Source organism: Mycobacterium sp. P4_H6 (assembly GCF_056400845.1).
On record NZ_JBFUKN010000096.1, the window covers coordinates 1 to 23,996 of the forward strand.

Genomic DNA, 23,996 nt, shown 5'->3' on the forward strand with positions numbered 1-23,996 from the left:
CATCAGGCCGATCAGCATCGACCCCGAGTCGCCCATGAAGATCTTCGCGCGGTGGAAGTTGTGCGGCAGAAATCCCAGACACGCACCGGCGAGTACCACCGAGATCATGGCCGGCGGGTAGAACAGCACATCGCCACCGTGATCGCGGAGCAGGCCCACCGAGAAGATGCAGATGGCCAGGGCGGTGATCAGACCGAGCCCGGCGGCCAGACCGTCGAGACCGTCGACGAAGTTCATGGCGTTGACGATGGAGACCGTCAACGCCAGCGTGAGCAGGATCGAGGTGACCTGATCCAGCACGATGGTGCCGACGCCGCCGATCGGGATGTACAGCACACTCCACGCCACCCCCATGGTGACCAGCACGCTGGCAGCGGTGATCTGGCCGGCGAATTTGGTCAGCGCGTCCAGGCCCCACCGGTCGTCGATGAGGCCGACCAGCATGATGAGTCCGCCGGCGACCACCACCGCGGGCATACCGGTCGAATACACGAACCCGCGATTGAGCGCGGGCAGCTGGGACGCCAGCAGCACCGCGACCACCACACCGATGTAGATCGCCAGCCCGCCCATTCGTGGCGTGGGCGCTACGTGCACATCGCGTTCGCGCGGGTAGGCGACCGCCCCGACCCGGATGGCCAGCACCCGGACCCAGCCGGTCGCGAAGTAGGTGATGATGGCGGCGGTGAGCCCGACGAGCGCGAGTTCGCGCAGCGGGACGCCCGCGCCGCGGTCCGACAGGGCGAGCAGACCGTCAGCCATCCAGACCGATTCGCTCACCACGGGGTGAACCGTACGCGAAGAGGCTGTGGCCTAAGGGGTGGTCCCACGGGTGTCCTCGGGTGTGAGTGCGTCGGCTTCCACGCCGAGTACCCGGGCGACGTCGGCAACCGAGACCGGGCCTTCCCGCAGCACCCGCGGCTGTGCGCCGGACACATCCACGATCGTGGAGGCCGCCCCCTGTGGCGACGGTCCCCCGTCGAGGTACACCTCGACCCGCGCGCCCAGCTGGGCCTGCGCATCCGCGGCGGTGACCGCGGCCGGGAAACCGGAGATGTTCGCACTGGAGACGGCCATCGGGCCGACCTCGCGCAGCAGTTCGATGGCCACCGGCTGCAGCGGCATGCGGAGCATGACGGTGTTGTTGGCGTCGCCGAGGTCCCAGTGCAGCGACGGGGCGTGGCGGACCACCAGGCTCAGCGCGCCCGGCCAGAAGGCCTGGATGAGCTCACGCGCAGCAGGCGGCACCGCATAGACCAGTCCGTCGATGGTGTGCCAGGAGCCGACGAGCACGCCGACCGGCATATCGCGCCCCCGGTTCTTGGCCGCGAGCAACGCGGTCACCGCTTCGCTGTTGAAGGCGTCCGCGCCGATGCCGTAGACGGTGTCGGTGGGCAGCACGACCAGTCCCCCGCCCTTGACGGCGCTGATCGCCGACGTGAGGCCGGTGGCCCGCTGTTCGGGGTCCGCACAGTCGAAGAGCTGGCTCATGCCATTCAGCTTCTCACCGCGGTGACGAACCGGTGCCGACCGGCCAGGTCGCGGCGTGCCGCGACATCGGTGAAGACGCCGGCGGCGCCGAAGAGCTCGACGGTGGCCGCCGACGTGGTGTCGTCATGCTCGACCCCCACCTGCCCGCCGGGCCGCAGCAGCCGCGACACGAGCTCGACGATCGGGGCGATGACAGCCATCCCGTCGGCGCCGCCGAACAGCGCGACGTGCGGATCATGTTCTGCCACTTCGGGTTCCAGTTCTGCACCGTCGGGAATATAGGGCGGATTCGCGACCACCAGATCGACCTTGCCGCTGAGGTCGGCCAGCACATCGCGGTCGGTGACATCGGCGTGCACCAATTCCACCGCCGTGCCGTCCACATTGGTGCCGGCGTAGCGCAGCGCCTGCTCGGAGCGCTCCACCGCGATGACGCGGGCGTCGGGTCGGTAGGAGGCCAGGGCGAGTGCGAGCGCGCCCGAACCCGTGCACAGGTCCACGATCACGCCGCCGGGCGGGACGGGGACCGCCTGCGCCCATTCCAGCAGCGCCTCGGTCTCGGGCCGCGGGATGAACACCCCTGGCCCGACGGCCAGCGTCAGCGGACCGAAGGCGGCACTACCCAACAGGTGCTGCAACGGAATTCGCAGCGCGCGCTGCCCGACCAGGGCGCGGAATTCGTCCAGGAAACCGGGGCCCGGCTCGGCGAACATGAGCCGGCCGCGGTCGGTGCCGATCACATGGGCGGCCAGCTGTTCGGCATCGGTGCGCGCGGAGTCGACGCCGGCTGCGGCCAGCGCTGTGGCCGCGTCCGAGATCGCCTGCTGCAGCGCGTTCATCACGCCTGCTGAAGGCGCGCCTGCTTGTCGGCGGCCGCGAGAGCGTCCAGCAGCGCATCCATGTCGCCGTCGAGCACCTGGTCGAGGTTGTGCGACTTGAAGTTGATGCGGTGGTCGGCGATCCGGTTCTCCGGGTAGTTGTACGTGCGGATCCGTTCGCTGCGGTCGACGGTGCGGATCTGGCTGGCGCGGTCCGCCGAGGCGTCCGCGGAGGCCTGCTCCTCGGCCAGTGCCTGCAGCCGGGCCGCGAGCACCACCATGGCGCGCGCCTTGTTCTGCAGCTGGCTGCGCTCGTTCTGGCAGGTGACGACAATGCCGGTGGGCAGGTGGGTGATGCGGACCGCGGAGTCGGTGGTGTTGACGCCCTGGCCGCCCTTGCCCGAGGACCGGTAGACGTCGATGCGCAGATCGGAGTCGTCGATCTGAACGGCCTCGACGTCGTCGGGTTCGGGATAGACGAGCACGCCGGCGGCCGAGGTGTGCACCCGGCCTTGAGATTCGGTGACGGGCACGCGCTGCACGCGGTGCACACCGCCCTCGAATTTCATCCGCGACCAGACGCCGTCGGCGGAATCGCCCTTGCTCGCGATGGTGATGGTGGCGTCCTTGTAGCCGCCCAGATCCGACCACGTCTCGTCGAGCACGGTCACCGTCCAGCCGTGCCGCTCGGCGTACCGGATGTACATGCGGGCGAGGTCGGAGGCGAACAGTGCCGATTCCTCGCCGCCCTCACCGGATTTCACCTCGAGCACGACATCGTCGGCGTCGTGCGGATCGCGCGGGGCCAGCAGATCGGTGAGCCGGCCGTCGAGTTCGGCGGCACGTGCCTCGAGCTCGGGCACCTCGGCGGCGAACGCCTCGTCTTCGGCCGCCARCTCACGGGCGGYCTCCAGGTCGCCGCGGACCGTTTCCAGCTTGCGGTACGTCGAGACGATCGGCGAGATCTGCGCGAATCGGCGCCCGACGCGGCGGGCCGCACCGGCGTCCGCGTGCAGGCCGGGATCGGCGAGCTGGGTCTCCAGGTCGGCGTGCTCCGCGAGCAACGCCTCAATCGCGGGTGCGGTATCGGTCACCTGGACTCCTCAAAAACGGCCTGTAGACGCAAATCGGCGCCCGGTCCTGACACGTGTGCCAGGTTCGGGCGCCGATAGCTCAGCTAGTTGTCTKCAGCAGCCTTGGTGTCGCGCTTGCCGTAGCGCTTCTCGAAGCGGGCAACAYGGCCGCCGCTGTCGAGGATCTTCTGCTTGCCGGTGTAGAACGGGTGGCACTGCGAGCAGACCTCGACCACGATGTGGCCGTTGTCCTTGGTGCTGCGGGTCGTGAAGGTGTTACCGCAGCCGCAGACCACGTTGGTCTCGGCGTAAGTGGGGTGAATACCCGATTTCATGGCTTTTCCTCTGCAATCGTAGGCCGCCGGGTCGCCCGAGCCCAGACCTGGGAGTCTTCGAGCGTGAACCGGAACCGAGGGTCGACGGTGAATTATGCCAGGTCAACCGTCGAATGCGAAAACGCCTCACCACCGCCTGCTATTCCCGGGTGTCAGCCGTCTCCGCCCCGGGTAGCCGATAGACGGAAAGACCTCATCCGATCCGGAGAAACGAGGTGGGACCATGGAACTGCTCAAGACAGTCAGCCACGGCACCGTCGCCGCCGGCATCGCCGCCCTGATCGTCGGAGCCGGCTCGGCGGCAACGCCACCGCCACCCACGCCGCCGCCACCACCACCAGGCGTCGTGGTCACGGTGCCGCCACTGCCACCGCCCCCGCCGGCACCCACGCTGCCGTCGGTGATCTACGGCTGATCGACCACCTGGTAGCTCTGACCGTCGCGTTTCCAGATGCGGCGGCCTTGCGGTGCGGTGCCGAGGGCGACCAGTTCGCGTTTGAGGATCTTGTTGGTCGCGGTGCTGGGCAGGTCCTCGGCGATCCAGACGAAGCGCGGCCGCGCCTTGGGCGACAGGTCGGCCTGGGCGGCGAGGAACTCGGCGAATGCGGCCGGGGTGAGGTCGGCGTCGTCCTGTAGCACCATGGCCGCCATCACCTGATCGCCGACATGTTCGTCAGGGACGGGATACACCGCCACCCGGTTGATGGCGTCGAGTCGCAGCAGAATCCGCTCGATCGGGGCCGTCGTCAGGTTCTCGCCGTCGACCCGCATCCAGTCCGCCGTGCGGCCGGCCAGGTAGATCCAGCCGTCCTCGTCGCGGTAGGCGAGGTCACCGGACCAGTAGATGCCGCCGCGCAGCCGCTCCCCGGTGGCGCCGGGGTCGTTGTAGTAGCCGCGGAACAGCCCGCTGCCGGTGGTGTTGACCAACTCCCCCGTGGCGGCCTCGGCGTTCAGCAGGGCGCCGTTGGCATCGAAACGCGCGACCTCGCATTCCTGACCGGTCTCGGAGTTGTAGATCGCGACGCCCGGGAAGCCCTGGCCGATCGAGCCGGACGGGCAGTTCTCCAGCCTGGTGATGATCACGGCGGTCTCGGTGGAACCGAATCCGTCCCACACCGTGCACCCGAATCGTCGACCGAAGGCTTCGATGTCGCGGTCGGCGGCCTCGTTGCCGAACGCAACGCGCAACGGGTTGTCGGCGTCGTCCGGGCCTTCGGTGGTGGCCAGGATGTAGGCCAGCGGCTTGCCGACGTAGTTCATGTAGGTGGCGCCGTAGCGCCGGATGTCGGGCAGGAACGACGACGCCGAGAACGTCGCGGGCGCCATCGCCGCACCCGCGCCGAGCGCGACGCTCCATCCCGCGTAGACGGCGTTGGAGTGGAACAGCGGCATGGCCAGGTAACAGGTGTCCCGATCGCTCAGCTCGTAGCGCTGCACCAGGGCGCTGCCGGCGAACAGCACCGTCGAATGCGGCACCTCGACGGCCTTGGGTTCGCCGCTGGTACCCGAGGTGAAGATCATCATGAAGGTGTCGTCCGGCGCGCATTCCCGGTGCGGCGTGAGCTCAGGGGCCTCGGCGAGCAGCCGCGCCCACTGCCCTGCGGACGTGTCGATCACGGTGACGCCGGGCAGGTCCAGCCCGTCGAGCAGATGGCGGTGGTCGGCGTCGGTGAGCACGATCTGGACGTCGACCTTGGCGATGTCACGGGCCAGGGCGTCCCCGCGCCGGGTGGTGTTGATACCGCACAGCACGTAACCGCCGAGCCCGGCGGCGGCCAGGGCGGTGAGCATGCGCGGCGAGTTGCCCAGTAATGCGCCGACGTGCAGCGGTCGTGCGGGGTCGGCGAGGGCGATCAGAGCCGCGGCCTGGCGACCGGCGTCGGCGATGTGTTCGCGCCAGGTCCAGACGTCGTTGCCGTATTTGACCGCGACGGTGTCGCCCTCGGCCCGAGTGCGCAGCAGTTGTTGCAGGGTCTCCGCCATTCCCGGGGCACCTCCGTCTCGGTGAACAGATTCTGCGAACTGTCTACCATTGCTGGCCTGCTCCACCGTATCGGTGGGGTTGTTGGCAGAATGCAGCAACACGTCTGCTAATCCGCAGATCCCGACCATCGAGGAGCCCGCAAGTGCCCACCAGCACGGCCACCGTCCGCGATCGCCTGATCGATGCGGCCGAGGTGTGTCTGCACGCCAAGGGCATCCGGGCCACCACCGTCTCGGAGGTGGCCGAAACCGCAGGGGTGTCCCGGGGCTGGCTCTACCGGCACTTCCCGGACAAGGTCACCCTGCTCGGCGCCGCGATCGTGCGCCTCAACGAGGTGTACTGGTCGCAGGCACACGCGGTCCTCGAAGAGATCCAGGGACTCGACGAGCAGATCGTCGCGGGCATCCGGCACGGCCGCACCGCCTATGACGATCCGGGCGCCTTGCTGATGAAGCTGCGGGTCGACGAGCCCGAGGAGTTCGCCGCCTGCGCCGGCGCCGGCGTACAGGGCCTGGTGCCCGATCTGGCCGGATTCTGGTCGCGCTACTTGATCGCCGCACGGGACAGCGGCGAGATCCATTCCGATGTCGTCATCGACGAGGCTTCGGAATGGGTTGCCCGCATTGTGATTTCGTTGGCGACGGTGCCGGGCGAGACGCTGGATCCGACCGATTCGGCGCAGCTTCTCACCCATGTCCGGCGCTATCTGATCCCCGCGCTGCGCAGCGCTCCTACGGTCTAGCCGACTGGGTCGTCGGCGAAGCGGAACTCCCCCGCCGCGATGCGTTCCACCATGGCGGCTGTCCAGCCGGCGTGCGCGGCGAACGAGCCCCGCCACAGATCCAGCAGGTGCTGTGCATGCGGTGGCTCGCCGGGTTCGGGCCACAGCGACTTCATGTCCTGTAGCTGTTCGCCGATGTCGCGCGTGGTCTGCAGCTGGGTGCGCAACAGCGCGGCGACCGTACTGCGGGGCAGGCAGCGCATGAACGCGATGCCCGCGCCGAGCTCCTCGATACCCGGACTGACCAGTGCGCTCTGCAGGAGCCGGCGGAACTCCTCGACACCGGCCTCGGTGATCGCATAGGAGACCCGGCTGGGGCCGCGCGGGCTGCTCGCGGGTTCGGCGGCGCGCAACAGCCCTTCCCTGGTGAGCTGTTTGACCGCGTGATAGATCGACGGCGGCTTGACCGCCGTCCAGGTGTCGACGCGCCACGACATCAGTTCCTTGTGGATGGCGTAGCCGTGCATGCCGTCGCGGTCGGCATGGGTGTGCACCATGCCGAGCACCAGCAGTCGGACGGTGGGTGCGGTTACGCCAGCCATTGCCTCAGTGTGGCGATGGCCCCGAGTTCCAGGGCGATGGCCTCGCGTTCGGCGCCGGTGAGCGCCATCGCCTCCAGCGCCGCAGCGGCGGAGGCTTCGGCCTCGGGGTCGGCGAGCGCGATGGCGAGTTCCACCCGGTCGGCCAGGGCGCGGGCAAGATCCACCCGGCTCGCCGTGTCGCGGTGTCGCTGCAACGCGGTGTCCAGCGCGCGGGCGGCCAGTTCGTCGTCGTTCTTGAAATCCCGGAAGATCCGCACATTGTCGTGCGCCTTGGCCAGCCCCGTGAGCGCCGTCGAACCGCCGTACTCGATGTCCTCTTCGGCGCGGTTGATGAAGACGATGCAGTTTCCGGAGGGGTCCAGGATCTGGAATCGGCTCTGGCCGGGGCGGAGTCGTTCGATGCGGGGTAGGCCCGTGGCGGGGACGCGCCCGTAACGCCGGCGTAGGCGGGCACTGAACGCGTCGTGATACTCGGCGACCCCGTCGACGAAGAACAGGCAGCCGCCGCTCAGTTCGTGGCTGATGTCGAGGCCGGGCGCCGCCTCCTTGAAGTGCAGGTCGACACCGTCGAAGGTGAACGCGAGGTAGAGGTACGGCTTGGTCTGCTGATCGGAGGTGTCGAAGCCGAGCGTTTCGTAGAACTCCACGGTCGATTCGGGCGCGACGCAGGGCAGCAGCGGGACGGTGGTGGCGGGCACACTCCCAGAGTACTCAACTTTGACTAGCGATACCTTCCGTCCTGGCGAGCAGACACAAATGGCCCCGTTTCGCAGGGGAAACGGGGCCATTCGTGACTGCTCGCGCAGCGGGGATCAGTCGTTGTCGCTGTTTCCGCCCGGGGTGTTCTTGGAGACCTGGACCAGGAACTCGTAGTTGGTCTTGGTCTTGCGCAGCTGGCTCATCAGCAGGTCGATGGCCTGATGCGGATCCAGACCCGACAGCACCCGACGCAGCTTGTGCACCACCGCGAACTCGTCGGCACCCAGCAGCAACTCGTCCTTACGGGTACCCGACGGGTTGACGTCGACGGCCGGGAACACACGCCGCTCGGCGATCTTGCGGTCCAGCTTGAGCTCGGCGTTACCGGTGCCCTTGAACTCCTCGAAGATCACGGTGTCACCGGTGGAGCCGGTCTCGACCATGGCCGTGGCGATGATCGTCAGCGAGCCACCGAACTCGATGTTGCGCGCCGCGCCCAGAAAACGCTTGGGCGGGTACAGCGCGGTCGAGTCGACACCACCGGACAGGATGCGGCCCGATGCCGGCGACGCGTTGTTGTACGCGCGGCCCAGGCGGGTGATCGAGTCCAGCAGTACCACCACGTCCTTGCCCTGCTCGACCAGGCGCTTGGCCCGCTCGATGGCCAGTTCGGCGGCCTGGGTGTGGTCTGACGGCGGACGGTCGAACGTCGAGGCGATGACCTCGCCGACCACCGAACGCTGCATGTCGGTGACCTCTTCCGGGCGCTCGTCGACGAGCACGACCATCAGGTGGCATTCCGGATTGTTCTTGGTGATCGCGTTCGCGATGTCCTGCATGATCGTGGTCTTACCGGCCTTGGGCGGTGACACGATCAGCGCGCGCTGACCCTTACCGATCGGCATGATCAGGTCGATCACGCGGGTGGTGAGGCGGTCCGGAGTGGTCTCCAGGCGCAGTCGCTGGTTCGGATACAGCGGCGTCAGCTTCTGGAAGTCCGGCCGGTTCTTGGCGTTCTCCACCGGGCCACCGTTGACGGTGTCCAGGCGGACCAGCGGATTGAACTTCTGGCGCGGGTTGTTGCCGCCGCCGGTGTTCTCACCCTCGCGGGCCACCCGCACGGCGCCGGTCACCGCGTCGCCGCGGCGCAGACCGTTCTTGCGCACCATGTTCATCGACACGTAGACGTCGTTCGGGCCGGCCAGGTAGCCGGAGGTCCGCACGAACGCGTAGTTGTCGAGCACGTCGAGGATGCCGGCCACCGGCTGGACGACATCGTCCTCGCGCAGTTCGGTGTCGCGATCACCGCGATCGCCGCGGTCGCCGCCACCGGAGCTGCCGCCGTCGCCACGCTCTCCGCGGCGCTTACGGTCGCGGAACCGCCGGCCGCGACGGCCCTGACGGTCGTCCCCGTCATCGTTGTTGTTGTTGTTCGAGTTGTTGGCGTTGCCGCCACCGCTGTTACCGCCGCTGTTGCGGTTCTGCTGACCGCTGCCCTGCTGGTCGCCGCCCTCGGCGTTCCTGGGCGAACGGTTCTCGCGCGGCTCCGAACGGGTGTCCGAGTTGTCGGCGTTGCGGTTGTCGGCGTTGCGGTTGTCCGCATTGCGGTTGTCCGCATTGCGGTTGCCGGCGGTGTTGTCGGCCTTTTCCGAGCGTGCAGGTTCCTGCGCGCCCTCGTTCTCGGCCTTGGCGCCGTTGGCGTCCTGCGCCTTCTGGCCCTCCGGCGCACCGGACTGGCGCGCCGCGCTGCGGCGCTCACGGCGCTGCGGGTTGCTCTGCTGCGGGGCCTCACCGGCGCCTGCCTGCGGTGCGGCTGGTGCCGACTCCGCTGCCGGGGCCGKGGCTGCTTCGGCGGGTGCCGGCGCCGCAGCAGCGGCAGGTGCACCGTTGCTCTCGCCCCGACGTTCCTTGATGGCGGCGATCAGATCGCCCTTACGCATGCCCGAGGTGCCTTTGACACCTACTTCACCGGCCAGCGCGCGCAGGTCAGGGAGCAGCATCGACGTCAGCGAGCCGGAACGGCCGCCACGTGTGCCTGCGCTCCGCGCGGCTTTGCCTGAATCCACGGCAGCGGAATCTGCGGCGGTTTCGCCGCTGTCGCTTGCCGTGAAGAGGTCCGTATCAGTCACGGATTTCCTTTCTTTCCCTCGCATATCGCAAGTGCGCGAGGGGTTCCCCGAAGGTCATCTGCACTCAGCCGAAGAGCTGAACGCGTGTTCTTCCGCGGCGTCACCATCGCCTGCGCAACAGTGATCACCTGGGCCCACCGGCGTGCGGCGAACCATCAGTCCACGAGTGAAACGAAAGATTGGGTAGTCGTCCTAGTGTCGGCGCAGGTAGAGCCGCTGCGATTGCTGGACGGAAGCGAGAATAACCCGCATCAGAGCTGGAAGCAAGGAGCGCCACGCATTCGCGTGTTAACCCGACACAGTCTGGGCGGGGGTCTCCGCGTTCCAGCGCACACCGTCTCCGGCCGACATCTCGGTCACCGTGAAACCATTGGCGGTACCGTATTCGAGCACCTGGGCCGGCAGATCGGATCCGTTGGTCAGAGCTATCACCGCTGGTCCGGCGCCTGAAAGCACCGCTGCTACCCCAGAACGCCGGAGTACGGCGAGATATTCCGCCGAGGCGGGCATCGCGGGCGCACGCTGCGTCTGGTGCAGCCGGTCACCGGTCGCCTCCAGCAGCAGATCCGGGCGCTGGGTGAGTGCCACCACCAGCATCGCCGACCGTGCCAGGTTGAACCGCGCGTCGGTGTGACTGACCTGTTCGGGCAGCAGTCCTCTGGTCGCCGCGGTCGATGACCGGGTTTCGGGGATCGCCGGGAAAAGCCGGATGTCGGGATGCAACTGCAGATGCGCCGCGTCATAGCGGGCCGGATCGCTGCCGTCTTCCGTCCAGGAGACGACCGCACCTCCGAGCACCGCGGCTGCCGCATTGTCGGGGTGACCTTCGAACTCCGAGGACAGTTGCACCAACTCGTCGATCGTCAGTTCGGTCGAATCAAGCTGCGCAGCAAAGCCATTTACCACCGCCAAACCTCCGACGACGGCAGCAGCGGACGATCCGAGGCCGCGCGAATGCGGAATTGCATTGCGGCACTGGACGTTCAGTCCATCAGCGCGCAGGCCGGCGGCAGCCATTCCACGCTCGATCGCACGCACCACCAGGTGGTCGGCGGTCAGCGGGACCTGGCCGGCACCTTGACCCTGCACCTCGATGACGAGGCCGGAATCGGTTGTCTCGACGATGATCTCGTCATACAGACTCAACGCCAGGCCGAGACTGTCGAATCCCGGTCCGAGGTTCGCGCTGGAGGCCGCAACGACGGCACGGGCCCGCAGCCCGGCCGGCAGACTTTTGCTCACCAAGGATCCGACCGTCAGCCCAGACCCAGTTTCGCCACCACCGCGGCCGGATCGACCGCGATGGGGGTGACTTCGGGCATGCCCTTGAGGGCAGTGTCGGGGTCCTTCAGGCCGTTACCGGTGACGGTGCACACCACGGTGGACCCGGGCTTGACCCAGCCGTCCTCGATCGACTTGAGCAGGCCGGCAATGCTTGCCGCCGACGCGGGCTCCACGAACACACCCTCGGCAGCCGCCACCAGACGGTAGGCGGCCAGGATCTCCTCGTCGGTCGCGGCCAGGAAGCGTCCCCCGGACTGTTCCTGGGCTTCCACCGCGGAGTTCCACGACGCCGGCGAGCCGATGCGGATCGCGGTGGCGATGGTCTCCGGGTTGCTCACCGGGTGTCCGCTGACCAGTGGCGCGGCGCCGGCAGCCTGGGTTCCGAGCATCCGCGGCAGCCGGTCCGAGAGGCCGTCGCGGTGGTACTCGCGATAGCCGCGCCAGTACGCGGTGATGTTTCCGGCGTTGCCGACCGGCAGCGAATGCACGTCCGGTGCGGTGCCCAGCACGTCGATGATCTCGAAGGCGGCGGTCTTCTGCCCCTCGATGCGCACCGGGTTCACCGAGTTGACCAGTGCGATGGTCGGATAGTCCGCGGTCAGCTTGCGGGCCAGTTCCAGACAGTCGTCGAAGTTGCCTTGGACCTGAATGATCTTGGCGCCGTGCATGACTGCCTGGGCGAGCTTGCCCATCGCGATCTTGCCCTGCGGGATCAGCACCGCGCAGGTGATTCCGGCCTTGGCCGCGTACGCCGCCGCCGAGGCCGAGGTGTTGCCGGTGGATGCGCACAGCACGGCCTGCTGGCCGCGGGCGATCGCATCGGTGACCGCCATCGTCATGCCACGGTCCTTGAACGAGCCGGTGGGGTTGAGCCCCTCCACCTTGAGGTGCACCGTACATCCGGTCTGCTCGGACAGCCGCTTGGCGTGGATCAGCGGAGTTCCGCCCTCCAGCAACGTGATCGGGGTCCAACTGTCCTCGACCGRCAGACGATCCCGATAGGCGCCGATCAGTCCCGGCCATGCCTGGTGCACTGCTGCTCGTGCGCCGGCTCCACTCGCCCCGTCGGTCATGCTGTGGTTCCTTCCATACGAAGCACACTGTTGATGGTCTGCACGACGTCGAGTTCGGCGAGCGCCTTGACGGTCTCGGACAGGGCGGCGTCGGTGGCCTGGTGGGTGACGACGACAATCTGGGCGCCGCACGGCTCACCCTCGGTATCGGTCATACCCTGCTGCCGGACCTCGGCGATGCTGACCTCATGCCGGCTGAATTCCGCTGCGACGGCGGACAGGACGCCCGGCTGGTCCTTGACGTTCATGTTGACGTAGTACCGGGTGGGGATGGCGCCGATCGACGCGATCGGCAGCTTGGCGTACTTCGACTCGCGCGGTCCGCGGCCGCCCTGGACGCGGTTACGCGCGGCCATCACCAGATCGCCCATCACCGCCGAGGCGGTCGGTGCGCCGCCGGCACCCTGGCCGTAGAACATCAGCCGGCCGGCGGCTTCGGCCTCGACGACCACGGCGTTGAACGCGCCGTTGACCGTGGCCAACGGATGGTCCAGCGGGACCAGCGCCGGGTACACCCGGGCCGAAACCCGTTGCYTGCCCTTGCCGCTGGTGAGCCGCTCGCAGATGGCCAGCAATTTGATGTTGCAGCCGAGCGCCTTGGCGGATTCGAAGTCCGCGGCGCTGACCTTGGTGATGCCTTCGCGGTAGACGTCGTCGGCGGTCACCCGGGTGTGGAACGCGATGGAGGCGAGGATGGCGGCCTTGGCCGCGGCGTCGTATCCCTCGACGTCGGCGGTCGGGTCGGCCTCGGCGTAGCCCAGCGCGCTGGCATCGGCCAGGGCGTCCTCGTAGGAGGCCCCGGTGTCGTTCATCGCCGACAGGATGTAATTGGTGGTGCCGTTGACGATGCCGGCCACCCGCAGCACCGTGTCACCGGCCAGCGACTGCGTCAGCGGTCGGATCACCGGGATCGCACCGGCGACGGCCGCCTCGAAATACAGGTCGACGCGTGCCTTTTCGGCAGCCTGCGCCAGCTCACCGGTGGACTGGGCCATCAGCGCCTTGTTGGCGGTGACGACCGACTTGCCCTTCTCCAGAGCGGCCATGATGGCCTTGCGGGCCGGTTCCACCGGTCCCATCAGTTCCACCACGATGTCGACGTCATCGCGCGAGACGAGTGCGTCGACGTCATCGGTGAGCAGGCCGACCGGGACCCCGCGATCCTTGGCGACCCGGCGCACCCCGACCCCGCGCAGCTCCAGCGGTGCACCGATGCGTGCCTCCAGGTCGGTGGCGCTCTCCTCGATGATGCGCACCACCTCGGTGCCGACGTTACCGAGTCCGAGAACCGCTACGCCGATGGCCTTTTCACTCATTGTCCAACCTCCAAGCTCAGAAGATCCTCGACGGTTTCCCGGCGCAGAATCAGTCGCGCACTTCCGTCCTTCACCGCGACCACGGCCGGGCGCCGCAGCAGGTTGTACCGGCTCGACATCGAATAGCAGTACGCACCGGTCGCAGCGACGGCCAGCAGGTCACCCGGGATGAGATCCTCGGACACCCAGGTGTCGCGGACGATGATGTCGCCGCTCTCGCAGTGCTTCCCGACGATGCGGGCCAGCACCGCGGGCGCATCGCTGACCCGGGACACCAGCCGGGCGTCGTATTCGGCGTTGTACAGCGCGGGCCGGATGTTGTCGCTCATGCCGCCGTCCACGCTGACGTAGCGCCGGTGCTTGTCGGCCGAGATGGCCACATCTTTGATGGTTCCGACCTCGTAGAGGGTGATGGTGCCGGGCCCGGCGATCGCGCGCCCGGGTTCGACCACCAGCGTCGGGGTGGGCAGTCCGACCGCCGCCGATTCGTGCTTCACGATGGCCTTGAGCTTGTCGGCCAGTTCCTTCATCGGCGGCGGATTGTCGTGCGGAAGATACGAGATGCCGAGGCCGCCACCGAGATCGAGGATGTCCATCTGTGCGGTCTTCTCGACACCGAATTCGGCGACGACATCGCGCAGCAGACCGAGCAGGCGGCGCGCGGCGATCTCGAAGCCGGACACATCGAAGATCTGGGAGCCGACGTGGCAGTGCAGGCCGACCAGACGCAGGTTCTGGGTGGCGAAGACCCTGCGGACCGCCTCCAGCGCGGCACCGCTGGCCAGCGACAGCCCGAACTTCTGGTCCTCGTGCGCGGTGGAGATGAACTCGTGGGTGTGCGCCTCCACGCCGGGGGTGACGCGCACCAGCACATCCTGGACGACGCCCGCCGCACCGGCGATGGACTCCAGTCGCTCGATCTCGATCTCGGAGTCGACCACGATGTGCCCGACGCCGGCGTTCACCGCGGTGGTGAGCTCATCGACGGACTTGTTGTTGCCGTGCACGGTGATTCGCTCGGCCGGGAAGTCGGCGTGCAACGCGATGGCGAGCTCGCCGCCGGTGGCCACGTCCAGCGACAGGCCTTCCTGGTGCACCCATCGGGCGACCTCGCTGCACAGGAACGCCTTGGAGGCATAGTGCACGTGTTCGCCGCCACCGAAGGCCGAGGCGATCTCGCGGCAGCGTCCCCGGAAGTCGTCCTCGTCGATCACGAACAGCGGGGTGCCGAATTCTGCGGCCAGGTCGGCCACCGAGACGCCGGCCACCGACACGACGCCGTCCGCACCGCGAACCAGGTTCTGCGGCCAGACATTCGGGGCCAACAGCATGATCTCGTCGGCGCTCTGCGGTTGGGGCGGCACACCGGTGCCCGGCTGTGCGCTCACATCCGCTCCGGGGCGCTGACACCGAGGATGGTCAGACCGTTGGCGATGACCTGTCGGGTGGCCTCGCACAGTGCGAGGCGCGCCGCGTTCAGGTCGCCGGCCGTCTCGTCGCCCTGGGGCAGCACCCGGCAGGAGTCGTAGAACCGGTGGTAGTCGCCGGCCAGGTCTTCGAGGTACCGGCACACGCGGTGCGGTTCCCGCAGCGAGGCGGCCGTTGTGAGGATCCGCCCGAACTCCCCGAGGGTCCGGATCAGGGTGGCCTCGCGGTCATGGGTCAACAGATCGAGATGCGCGGTGTCCGCGGTCAGCCCGAGTTCGGCGGCGTTGCGCGCCAGGGCCGAAAGCCGGGCGTGCGCGTATTGCACGTAGTAGACCGGGTTCTCGTTGGACGCCGAGGACCACAGCGCCAGGTCGATGTCGATCGGGCTGTTCACCGACGACCGGATCAGCACGTACCGGGCGGCGTCGACACCGATGGCGTCCACCAGGTCATCGAGGGTGATGACGGTGCCGGCCCGCTTGCTCATCCGGACGGGCTGACCGTCGCGGACCAGATTGACCATCTGGCCGATCAGCACCTCGACGGTGGCCGGGTCGTCACCGAGGGCCGCTGCCGCGGCCTTCAGCCGGGCGATGTAGCCGTGGTGGTCGGCGCCGAGCATGTAGATGCACAGGTTGAACCCGCGTTCGCGCTTGTCCAGGTAGTAGGCGAGGTCACCGGCGACATAGGCCGGGTTACCGTCGCTCTTGATGACCACCCGGTCCTTGTCGTCACCGAATGCGGTGGTGCGCAACCAGGTTGCGCCGTCCTTCTCGTAGATGCTGCCGTTGTCACGCAGCCGCGCGATGGCCTGGTCCACCCGGCCCGAGGTGTGCATCGAGTCTTCGTGGGTGTAGACGTCGAAGTCGGTGCCGAAGTCGTGCAACGACTGCTTGATGTGGGTGAACATCAGGTCCACACCGATGGCACGGAAGGTCTCCTGCTGCTGATCGGCGGGCAGGCTCAACGCGTCGGGAGCCTGGGCCAGGATGGCGGCGGCGATGTCATTGATGTAGCTGCCGGCGTAGCCGTCCTCGGGTGCGGGCTCACCCTTGGCGGCGGCGACCAGCGAGCGCGCGAACCGGTCGATCTGGGCGCCATGGTCGTTGAAGTAGTACTCGCGGGTGACCTGAGCGCCCTGGGTGCTCAGCAGCCGGCCGAGCGCGTCACCGACGGCGGCCCAGCGGGTGCCGCCGATGTGGATGGGGCCGGTCGGGTTGGCCGACACGAACTCCAGGTTGATGTTCTGGGCGGCCAGGTCGGTCGAGTGGCCGTAGTCGGCCGCGGCGGACAGCACGTTGGTGACGACGACGCCCTGTGCGGACGCCTCGATGCGCAGGTTGACGAACCCGGGTCCGGCGATCTCGGCGGCGGCGATGCCGTCGGCCTCGGCCAGCGCGGCGGCCAGCCAGCCGGCCAGCTCGCGTGGGTTGACCCCGACCTTCTTGGCGAGTTGCAGGGCCACGTTGGTGGCGTAGTCGCCGTGCTCAGGGTTACGCGGCCGCTCGACGGTGATCGTCTCGGGCAGTGCGCTGGTATCGAGGCTGTGCTCGGCCAGGACCGCGGCAGCGGTGGTCTTGAGCAGGGCAGCCAGGTCGGCAGGTGTCACGAGGGACCATCCTATGGTGCGGGGTACTCAGGTCCCGAATCCATTACCGGTTGAAGATGCGTTACGCTGTGCACGCCCAACGGCGCAGCATCACTGTTTGCGCCCCCGTAGCTCAGGGGATAGAGCGTCTGCCTCCGGAGCAGAAGGCCGCAGGTTCGATTCCTGCCGGGGGCACTCATCTCGAACCGCACGGCCGACTCACCGGCGTGCCACTCTCCCTCCCGCACCCGTTCGTTCCCCATGTCGGCGTCCGATTGTCTCTGCTACCGTGTCTGTAACGATCCTTACAGATAGGAATCGACGCCGATGACACCGACCAAGCGACAGCGCCAGGGCGAGGACTCCCGCGAGGTGATCCTCGACGCGACCGAACGGCTGATGTCGACCCAGGGCTACGCGGCCACCTCGATCAGCCACATCCGCCGGGAGACCGGCCTGCCCGCGAGTTCCATCTACTGGCACTTCGGGTCCAAGGAGGGCGTGCTCGCCGCCGTGATGGAGCGCGGCGCCGAGCGCTACTTCGCCCAGATCCCCCGCGACAGCCCCGACATCGAAACCCAGCGAGCCGCCGTCGCGAAGCTCATGGTGGCCAACCCGGATTTCTTCCGGCTGATGTACATGCTGTCGCTGGAGCGCAGTGACCATCCCGCCGTGGCCGCCGCGATCCGCCGGGTCCGCGATACCGCGATCGCCGGGTTCGCCGGTGTGATCCGCCAGATGCTGCCCGCCGACATCGCACCGGAGAAGGCAGACCGCGTCGTCACCGAACTCGCCGCCGTCGCCACCGCGATGTCGGACGGCGTGTTCTTCGCCGAGCACCTCGAACCGGACTCCACCGATGTCGACCGGATGTATGTCCGGCTGATCCAGGCCGTCGAGGCCCTGATCCCAATCCTGTTGGAGGAGAATTGAACACCCGATCGATCATCATCACCGGGGCCAATGCGGGTCTGGGCCTCGAATGCGCCCGGGCGATCCTGGCCCGCGACGAGTCCTGGCATATCGTGCTCGCCGTCCGCGATGCGTCCCGGGGCGAGGCCGCCGTCGCCGAACTCGGCTCCCCCGACCGGTGCACGGTGCTGGCCTGCGATCTGGCGTCGCTGCACTCGGTGCGTGACTTCACCACCACGTTCACCGCCGCCGGCCTGCCGCCGCTGCACGCCGTCATCGGCAACGCCGGTCTTCAGGTGGTGTCCGGCATCCGGCGGACCGAAGACGGCGTGGAGACGACCTTCGGCGTCAACCATCTCGGACATTTCGCGCTCATCGAGGGGCTCCGTGACCACCTCGTCGCACCGGCCCGAATCGTCATGGTCGCCAGCGGCACCCACGACCCCAAGAAGTTCACCGGCATGCCGCACCCGCGCTACACCTCAGCCGAGGCGCTCGCCCATCCGCAGCCCGGCGAGCCCGTCGACGGCCGGCGCCGCTACACCACCTCGAAGCTGTGCAATGTGCTCTACACCTACGAACTCGACCGCCGGCTCGGCCACGGTGCCGAGGGCATCACCGTGACGGCGTTCGACCCTGGACTGATGCCGACCTCGGGCCTGTCACGCGACTACACCCCGGCACAGAAGATCCTGTGGCGCTTGATGTCTCCGCTGCTGCGGGTGCTGCCCAACGTCAACGCGGTGGCCACCTCGGGAGCGCGGTTGGCCGCGCTGGCCATCGACCCACGATTCGACGGGGTCACCGGCGAGTACTTCGAGGGCGCCAAGTCGATTCGGTCGTCGGAGCAGTCCTATGACACCGCCACGGCGCGCGACCTGTGGGAGACGAGCACGCAGCTGGTCTACGGCAGGACGACCCGGTAGCTCTGCGGCCATTCCTTGCCGCTGATCAGGTATTCCGAGCCGGCGATGTGCGCGATCCCACTGACCACCAGGCGCGAATTGCGTTGCGCTGCGGGCCAGAGCTGGGAGACATCGGCGACCAGGTTCACCACGCCGGTCCCGGGATCGATCCGGACGAAGGTGTCATCCGGCCACGCGGCGGCCCACACCTGCCCGTCGACGCACTCGAGTTCGTTCAGGCCGCTCACCGGTTGACCGTCGCGGGTCACGCGGATGCTGCCGGTCTCGGCGAACGTCGTGGCGTCGCGAAACCGCAGCACGTCGCTGCCGTCGCTGCTGATGAATCTCCCACCGTCGTGGCACAGGCCCCAGGCCTGCCCCTCGACCGGCACCTCGCGGCGGGGCGTGAACGACGCCTTGTCCCATTCGATCGCCACACCGTCCCGGTAGGTCAGCTGCCAGATGCTGTCCCCCACCACAGAGATGCCTTCACCGAAATAATCGTTGGGCAGCGGCACCGCACGGATCACCGCTCCCGTCGCCGGATCGACTTGCCGCAGTTCGGATTTGCCTACCTCACCGGTGGCCTCGTACAGCGCCGGGCCGTCGAACTCCAGTCCTTCGCTGTAGGCGCCGGGATCATGCGGGACCACCGCCACGACGGTGGGCTGGACGACGGGCACCGGTTCGGCCCGCGCAACCGGTGCGGCGATCACCGTCGCAGCGAGAAGCGCAGGCACCAGCACCGAACGGGAAGCAACGCGCCGCATGGTCAGGTCCACTCCCCGAGCACGCGCATCTTGCCGGCCTTCACCCCGGCATCCTTGCGCAGTCTCTTGAGTTCCGGCGCGAAGGCGTTTCGCTCGTTGTCCTGGAAGTTCAGCGGCAGCACCAACGCATTGATCAGCTTGGGTTCCAGGAACCACGGCTCGGGATGCAGCACCCAGGACACCGCGGCATTCTCGGCCATCCACTGGGTCAGGACGGCCTCGCCGCCGGCGAAGGTCTGCCTCTTGCCCGAGCCGATCCGGCGCAGCGCGAAACCGAGCTGTTCACCGAGCAGGACGCCGAGCGACTTGCGCAGCGTGGACCCGTCCGCACCGGCGTTGCCCGCACCGAAGTGGTAGCGGATGCGTTTGCGCAGATCCTGGGGAGCGCGCGGCTTGCCGTCCGCCCGTGGCGGGCCGGGGCTGATGCCGACGTACAGCAACGTCCACCCGTCGCGTTGTTCGCACCCGGCGGTATCGATGCCGCTCGGGATCTCGCGGAACCACCACCCGTAGGCACCGGCCGCAGCGGGCACCACGTCCAGATCGCTGAAGACCTCGTCACGCGTATGCAGCTGAGCAGCAAGGAAATTGGCGACCGCGGCGGCATTCTTCTTCGCGGATATCGACTCGGCCATGTCCCTCAGCCTAGCCGCCTAGGCCGACATGGCACCCGCCGCGTTGATCGCCTGGTTCTCCGCGATCACCTGGGTGACCACCGCAACCACCGGTTTGGGGGTCCAGTCCTGGCGGAACAGGCCCATGGAGGCCTGGTCCGGGAACGGATCGGGATAGTCCGCCAGAGTGTGGATGAACGCCGGCCCGGCGAACTCCAGGCTGCGCCACGCGCGCAGGAAATCACCGACGTAGGCAGCCTGGACGGCCTCACCGCCCTCGGAGGCCGGTTGCCCGTATTCGGTGGCCCAGATCTTCTTGTGCCCGTCGCCGTTGGCGACCATCACCGCGTGCAGCTGCTGGGCCTGGGTGAAGGGCACACCGGCATGGCCCTCCTGCGCCGAGAACGCCTTCGCGTACTGGTAGGGGTGGAAGGCCAACGCGTCGAAGTATCCGGCGGCGCCCGCCGCGTACATCTGGGACAGGTAGGTCACCGGGTTGATCGCCGGGCCGCCCGGGACCTCGGCCACCGCGGCCACCGATGCGCCGATGACGGTGGCGTTGGGGTCGGCCGCCTTGATCGCGTTGTAGGCGATCTTGAGCAGGGCGGTGTACGCCGCCGCGTCGGGCGCGGGTTCCCAGAAGCCCTCGTAGTTGGGCTCATTCCAGATCTCGTAGTCGGCGATCTTGCCCTGGTAGCGGGTTGCCACCGCGGAGACGAAATCGCCGTACGCCTCGATGTCAGCCGGCGCTGCGGTGTAGATCTGCTGGCCGGGGACAGCGGCCCAGTCCGGCGTGGTGTTGATCGTGGCGAGAACCGCGATGCCATTGGCGTTGGCACTGTTGACCATCCGGTCCACCGCCGACCAATCGAAGGTGTCGTCGGCGGGTTCGACACCGGCCCAGGGCAACAGGATCCGAATGGTGTCGACGCCGGCGGCCTTGAGCAGTCCCAGCGCCTTGTCGGTGTCGGCCTGCGAGTAGAAGTACATCTGCTGGGTGTTGACGGCGATTGTCGTGCCCCGCTGGTCGATCGCCGAGGCCGACGGTGGCGCGATGGTGACCTGCACTGTCGCCGTGCCCTGCTTGCCGAAGCTGTCGGTGATGGTGACCACGAAGCTGTCGGTGTCCTCGCCTGCGGTCACCAGCGCGCGGTAGCGGGCGTCCACATCGGGGGTGTAGGTGAACTGCCCGTTGGCGTTCACCTTCACCACACCGAACGCCGGGCCGGTCTTCAGGCTGTAGGTCAGCGCGTCGCCGTCGGGGTCGGTGGCGGTGACGACGCCGGTCACGGTCCCGATGGCCGTGGATGTGTCCGTCACCGTCCCGACGCCGTTGGTCGGCGCATCGTTGGTCGGCGGGTTCGCGGCGATCGTCACCTTGAGCGCCTTGGTCACCACGCCGCCGAACCCGTCGCTCACGGTGAAGGTGATGGTCTCGGACTTGGTGGCCGAGCTGGCCCCGGGCTTCGAGGCGGCCAACCGGGCGGCCGCGGTGGGTGTGTAGGTGAACGAGCCGTCGGCGTTGAGGGTGACCGTGCCCTTCGTCGTCGCGCTCGCGGTGTAGCTGAGCACATCGCCATCGGTGTCGAGGGCGCCGACCGATCCGCTGACCACTCCCGTACGCGGTTGAGTCGCACTCACATTCGCGGTGGCCGCGGTGGGCTTGACGTTCGCGGCCCCGATCTTGACGTTCACCGTGACGGGCACGACGCCGCCGAAACCGTCGTCGACGGTCACGGTGAACGTGTCGTTCTTGGCCGCATAGGCGGCGCCGGGCGCCTTCGCCGCGGCAAGTGCCGCAGGGGTGGGTGTGTAGGTGAACGTCCCGGCCCCCGTGACCGTGACGGTGCCCTTCGCCGGGTCGGTGGTGGTGAAGGTTCTCTTGTCGTTGTCGCCGTCGGCGGTCTTGATGGTCACCTTGACGGCGCCCGTCGAGGCCGCGGGGGCCCCGATGCTCGTGCTGACGGTCGGGACCTTGTTCGCGGGAACGATTGCCACGGTGATGGTTTGGCGCAGCACGCCGTTGCGCCCGTCCGACACGTCCACGGCGAAGGAGTCCGTCGTCACCGAGGCGGGCGCGCCCACCTTCGATGCGGCGTGCCGGGCGGCGGCGGTGGGCGTGTAGGTGTAGGTCCCGTTGGCGTTGAAGACCAACTTGCCCTTGGTGGGGTTGGTGACCACCTTGTAGGTCAGCGGATCGCCGTCGAAGTCGACGACTCCCAGTTGTCCGGTGAGCGCCCCGGTCGCGGCATTGGTGACGCTGTAACGGGGGTCGCTGGAGAACGGTGTGGTGTTCGGCGGGGCGAGGGACAGGGCGTGCACCGTGCCGTTGCCGAGGTCGGTGACGAACATCTTGGTGCCATCCGGGCTGATGACCAGGACCGGCTGGGCCGACACCACCCCGAGCGTGGTCACCCCCACCGCGGCGGCATCGGCGGTACTCAGGGCCGCCACCAGACCTGTGCTGGTGGTGACCATCAGGGCCGAGCTGTCCTTGGTGAGGGCGATGCCGGACAGCGGATGCCCGATGTTCAAGAACCCAGCGGTGTTGGTGGCGGTATTGACGATGGTCAGTCCACCGTCCGCATCGGCGACATACAGCTTCTGGAGAGCCTGACTGAACGCGATACCGATTGGCGCAGAACCGGTATCGGCAATCACTGTGGCCGCTGTCGCGGTGGAGGAGAACGACGAGATCTGGCCGCCACCGGCGGCCTTGGCGCCGGCGACGTAGATGCGCTTTCCGTCGGCGCTCACGGCGAGTTCGGTTGCCGTGCCACCCGCGGTGAGTCTGACCGTGCCTGCGGTCTTGTTGGTCGAGGTGCTGATCTTGGTGATGGTCGCCCCGGAACCGTTCGCGACGTAGACGACGCTGCCGGCCGGATTGATGGCGATGGCAGTGGGATTGGCAACCACGATGGTGGCCTTCGTGACGCCGGTGGCGGTGTCGATGACGGTGACCGTGTTGCCCGTCGAACTCGACACGTAGATCCGGGTGCCGTCGCCCTTCACGGCGATACCGTCGGGTGCGCCACCCACCTGATAGGTGCCGACGACCGCGTTGTTGACCGTGTCGTAGACGGTGACGGTGCCGTTGTTGCGGTTGGTGATGTACGCCCGGGTGTTCGTCGCAGCCACCGCGCTCGGCCCGCTGACACCGGTGTACCCGGCGCTCTCATAGAACGGCGATGGGCTCACCGGCATGCTGATCGACACGTCGGCGTTGTTCACCGCATCGGTCACCCTGAGGGTGATCGCCACAGTGTCCTCGCCGGGCGTCGCATTCGCGGCGAAGCGCTGCGCCGTGGTCGGCGTGTAGGTGATGGTCGCGGTCTTGGCGTTGTAGGCCACCGTGCCCGGGATCGGGGTGGGTGAGGGCACGACCGTCACCGCGACCTTCTTGCCCTCGGGGTCACTGGCGAACAGTTGCCCGACGACCGTGCCGGTGGTCGCGTCCGGTCGGCCCCAGATCACCGCCGCGGTGGGCGGAGCGTTGGTCACCACCGCGGCGGCGACGCTCTGGCGGGCCGCGACATCGGCAATCGCCTGCCCGGGTTGTCCGACCTGACGACGGGCGGCCGCGAGCAGCACCCAGGCCAGCGGCGAGTCGGTGGATCCGCCGGGCAGCACGCCGAGCACCGTGGACAACACCGGCCGCAGGACACTGCTGATCAGCCGGCCGACTGCCTGGACCGGGTTCATCACGACCGGTGTGGCGGCGAGCGCAGCGGGCACCGTGGTGACCGACGGCTGGGTCGCGGCGACCGTGGCCGTCGCATCGACCGCCGGGGCGGCCTCCCGCGCGGCACCCGTGGTCGTCTGCTCGAGGCGGGGCCGTTCGGCCGTTCGGCTGCTGGTCACCGCCGTGTCGGCGGTGCGCGCCTGCGTGGCGAGGGTGCGCTTCTTCTTTCTCGGCTTCGGCGCCTCGTCCTCGTCAGCGCCTGCGACCGAACGCGGGCTGCTCGTCGGAAGCGTCGGACCGGCGGGGTCAGCGGCGCTCGGTTCCTCGCCGGCCGGCTCGGTCACCGACGTGTCGGTCTCGGCGCTGCCGTCCGGGTCGGTCTCCGATGGCGAGGACGTCGTCGCCGGATCGTCGGGAGCGGCCCAGGCGACGCCCGCGGGTGCCGCGATCGCCGTGCCGATTCCGAGCGCGACGGCCAGGGCGCCGACCCGACCGACATGGCTGCCGTAGCGCAATTGCATCTTCACTCCCGGTTGCCCGCTCCACACACTCCGCTAAGCGCGCATCTGGCC

The 23,996-nt window shown here is 68.2% G+C and carries 21 protein-coding genes and 1 tRNA gene; 5 read left to right on the forward strand and 17 right to left on the reverse strand.

Annotated features, from left to right (window positions below; all coding sequences use genetic code 11):
* From AC1DTF_RS27375 to rpmE, 5 genes are all read right to left on the reverse strand, one after another.
* On the reverse strand, nt 1-762 hold a 762-nt coding region (locus AC1DTF_RS27375; RefSeq protein WP_477476361.1), incomplete at its 3' end, for a glycosyltransferase family 4 protein.
* Nucleotides 763-813: 51 nt separating this feature from the next.
* The gene (locus AC1DTF_RS27380; RefSeq protein ID WP_057165951.1) at nt 814-1,491 is read right to left on the reverse strand and encodes an L-threonylcarbamoyladenylate synthase; all 678 of its coding nucleotides are present in this window, start codon (nt 1,489-1,491) and stop codon (nt 814-816) included.
* A gap of 5 nt (nt 1,492-1,496) precedes the next feature.
* The gene (gene prmC, locus AC1DTF_RS27385; RefSeq protein ID WP_477476345.1) at nt 1,497-2,330 is read right to left on the reverse strand and encodes a peptide chain release factor N(5)-glutamine methyltransferase; all 834 of its coding nucleotides are present in this window, start codon (nt 2,328-2,330) and stop codon (nt 1,497-1,499) included.
* A complete protein-coding gene (gene prfA / locus AC1DTF_RS27390; RefSeq protein WP_477476346.1) occupies nt 2,330-3,403 on the reverse strand; it encodes a peptide chain release factor 1 in 1,074 nt (357 codons plus the stop codon). Before prfA ends, prmC begins: the two co-directional genes overlap by 1 nt.
* Before the next feature lie 83 nt (nt 3,404-3,486).
* On the reverse strand, nt 3,487-3,717 hold the full coding sequence (rpmE, locus tag AC1DTF_RS27395; RefSeq protein WP_477476347.1) for a 50S ribosomal protein L31: 231 nt from the start codon (nt 3,715-3,717) through the stop codon (nt 3,487-3,489).
* A 223-nt stretch (nt 3,718-3,940) separates the two neighbouring features.
* On the opposite strand from rpmE, the gene AC1DTF_RS27400 reads away from it, so the two are divergent.
* Nucleotides 3,941-4,132: a hypothetical protein gene (locus AC1DTF_RS27400; protein WP_057165947.1), complete on the forward strand. Its 192-nt coding sequence runs from the start codon at nt 3,941-3,943 to the stop codon at nt 4,130-4,132.
* On the opposite strand, the gene fadD1 is transcribed toward AC1DTF_RS27400, so the two are convergent.
* Nucleotides 4,123-5,700 carry a fatty-acid--CoA ligase FadD1 gene (gene fadD1 / locus AC1DTF_RS27405; RefSeq protein WP_477476348.1) on the reverse strand — a complete coding sequence of 526 codons (1,578 nt, stop codon included), beginning with the start codon at nt 5,698-5,700 and terminating at the stop codon, nt 4,123-4,125. The genes AC1DTF_RS27400 and fadD1 overlap by 10 nt on opposite strands.
* A gap of 143 nt (nt 5,701-5,843) precedes the next feature.
* On the opposite strand from fadD1, the gene AC1DTF_RS27410 reads away from it, so the two are divergent.
* The gene (locus tag AC1DTF_RS27410) at nt 5,844-6,443 is read left to right on the forward strand and encodes a TetR/AcrR family transcriptional regulator (RefSeq protein WP_057165945.1); all 600 of its coding nucleotides are present in this window, start codon (nt 5,844-5,846) and stop codon (nt 6,441-6,443) included.
* Here the strand turns inward: AC1DTF_RS27410 and AC1DTF_RS27415 are convergent.
* The 8 genes from AC1DTF_RS27415 to argS all read right to left on the reverse strand — a co-directional run bounded on the left by AC1DTF_RS27415 (nt 6,440) and on the right by argS (nt 16,562).
* Entirely contained in the window at nt 6,440-7,024 is a 585-nt protein-coding gene (locus AC1DTF_RS27415) for a PadR family transcriptional regulator (protein WP_477476349.1), read from the reverse strand. The two genes, AC1DTF_RS27410 and AC1DTF_RS27415, sit on opposite strands and share 4 nt — an antisense overlap.
* Complete coding sequence (locus tag AC1DTF_RS27420) at nt 7,012-7,722, reverse strand: VOC family protein (protein ID WP_477476350.1); 711 nt, start codon at nt 7,720-7,722, stop codon at nt 7,012-7,014. Before AC1DTF_RS27420 ends, AC1DTF_RS27415 begins: the two co-directional genes overlap by 13 nt.
* Nucleotides 7,723-7,836: 114 nt before the next feature.
* Nucleotides 7,837-9,852 carry a transcription termination factor Rho gene (gene rho / locus AC1DTF_RS27425; protein ID WP_477476351.1) on the reverse strand — a complete coding sequence of 672 codons (2,016 nt, stop codon included), beginning with the start codon at nt 9,850-9,852 and terminating at the stop codon, nt 7,837-7,839.
* 288 nt (nt 9,853-10,140) lie between these two features.
* Nucleotides 10,141-11,094 carry a homoserine kinase gene (gene thrB / locus AC1DTF_RS27430; protein ID WP_477476352.1) on the reverse strand — a complete coding sequence of 318 codons (954 nt, stop codon included), beginning with the start codon at nt 11,092-11,094 and terminating at the stop codon, nt 10,141-10,143.
* 14 nt (nt 11,095-11,108) lie between these two features.
* Nucleotides 11,109-12,209 (reverse strand): threonine synthase, encoded by a 1,101-nt coding sequence (gene thrC / locus AC1DTF_RS27435; protein ID WP_477476353.1) that lies wholly within the window; start codon nt 12,207-12,209, stop codon nt 11,109-11,111.
* On the reverse strand, nt 12,206-13,525 hold the full coding sequence (locus tag AC1DTF_RS27440) for a homoserine dehydrogenase (protein ID WP_477476354.1): 1,320 nt from the start codon (nt 13,523-13,525) through the stop codon (nt 12,206-12,208). Before AC1DTF_RS27440 ends, thrC begins: the two co-directional genes overlap by 4 nt.
* On the reverse strand, nt 13,522-14,856 hold the full coding sequence (lysA, locus tag AC1DTF_RS27445) for a diaminopimelate decarboxylase (RefSeq protein ID WP_477476362.1): 1,335 nt from the start codon (nt 14,854-14,856) through the stop codon (nt 13,522-13,524). The genes AC1DTF_RS27440 and lysA overlap by 4 nt, the downstream gene beginning before the upstream one ends.
* 53 nt (nt 14,857-14,909) lie before the next feature.
* Nucleotides 14,910-16,562 (reverse strand): arginine--tRNA ligase, encoded by a 1,653-nt coding sequence (argS, locus tag AC1DTF_RS27450; RefSeq protein ID WP_477476355.1) that lies wholly within the window; start codon nt 16,560-16,562, stop codon nt 14,910-14,912.
* A 101-nt stretch (nt 16,563-16,663) separates the two neighbouring features.
* Here argS and AC1DTF_RS27455 point away from each other — a divergent pair.
* From AC1DTF_RS27455 to AC1DTF_RS27465, 3 genes are all read left to right on the forward strand, one after another.
* Nucleotides 16,664-16,736: transfer RNA gene (locus tag AC1DTF_RS27455), tRNA-Arg, on the forward strand.
* A gap of 132 nt (nt 16,737-16,868) precedes the next feature.
* Nucleotides 16,869-17,474 (forward strand): TetR/AcrR family transcriptional regulator, encoded by a 606-nt coding sequence (locus tag AC1DTF_RS27460; RefSeq protein WP_477476356.1) that lies wholly within the window; start codon nt 16,869-16,871, stop codon nt 17,472-17,474.
* On the forward strand, nt 17,471-18,379 hold the full coding sequence (locus AC1DTF_RS27465) for an SDR family NAD(P)-dependent oxidoreductase (RefSeq protein WP_477476357.1): 909 nt from the start codon (nt 17,471-17,473) through the stop codon (nt 18,377-18,379). Before AC1DTF_RS27460 ends, AC1DTF_RS27465 begins: the two co-directional genes overlap by 4 nt.
* Here AC1DTF_RS27465 and AC1DTF_RS27470 read toward each other — a convergent pair.
* From AC1DTF_RS27470 to AC1DTF_RS27480, 3 genes are read right to left on the reverse strand one after another with little or no spacing between them, the layout of a single operon-like run.
* Nucleotides 18,358-19,128: a glutaminyl-peptide cyclotransferase gene (locus AC1DTF_RS27470; protein WP_477476358.1), complete on the reverse strand. Its 771-nt coding sequence runs from the start codon at nt 19,126-19,128 to the stop codon at nt 18,358-18,360. The genes AC1DTF_RS27465 and AC1DTF_RS27470 overlap by 22 nt on opposite strands.
* 2 nt (nt 19,129-19,130) lie before the next feature.
* Complete coding sequence (locus AC1DTF_RS27475) at nt 19,131-19,763, reverse strand: GIY-YIG nuclease family protein (protein WP_477476359.1); 633 nt, start codon at nt 19,761-19,763, stop codon at nt 19,131-19,133.
* Between the two features lie 18 nt (nt 19,764-19,781).
* The gene (locus tag AC1DTF_RS27480) at nt 19,782-23,945 is read right to left on the reverse strand and encodes an Ig-like domain-containing protein (protein ID WP_477476360.1); all 4,164 of its coding nucleotides are present in this window, start codon (nt 23,943-23,945) and stop codon (nt 19,782-19,784) included.
* Nucleotides 23,946-23,996: the final 51 nt, after the last annotated feature.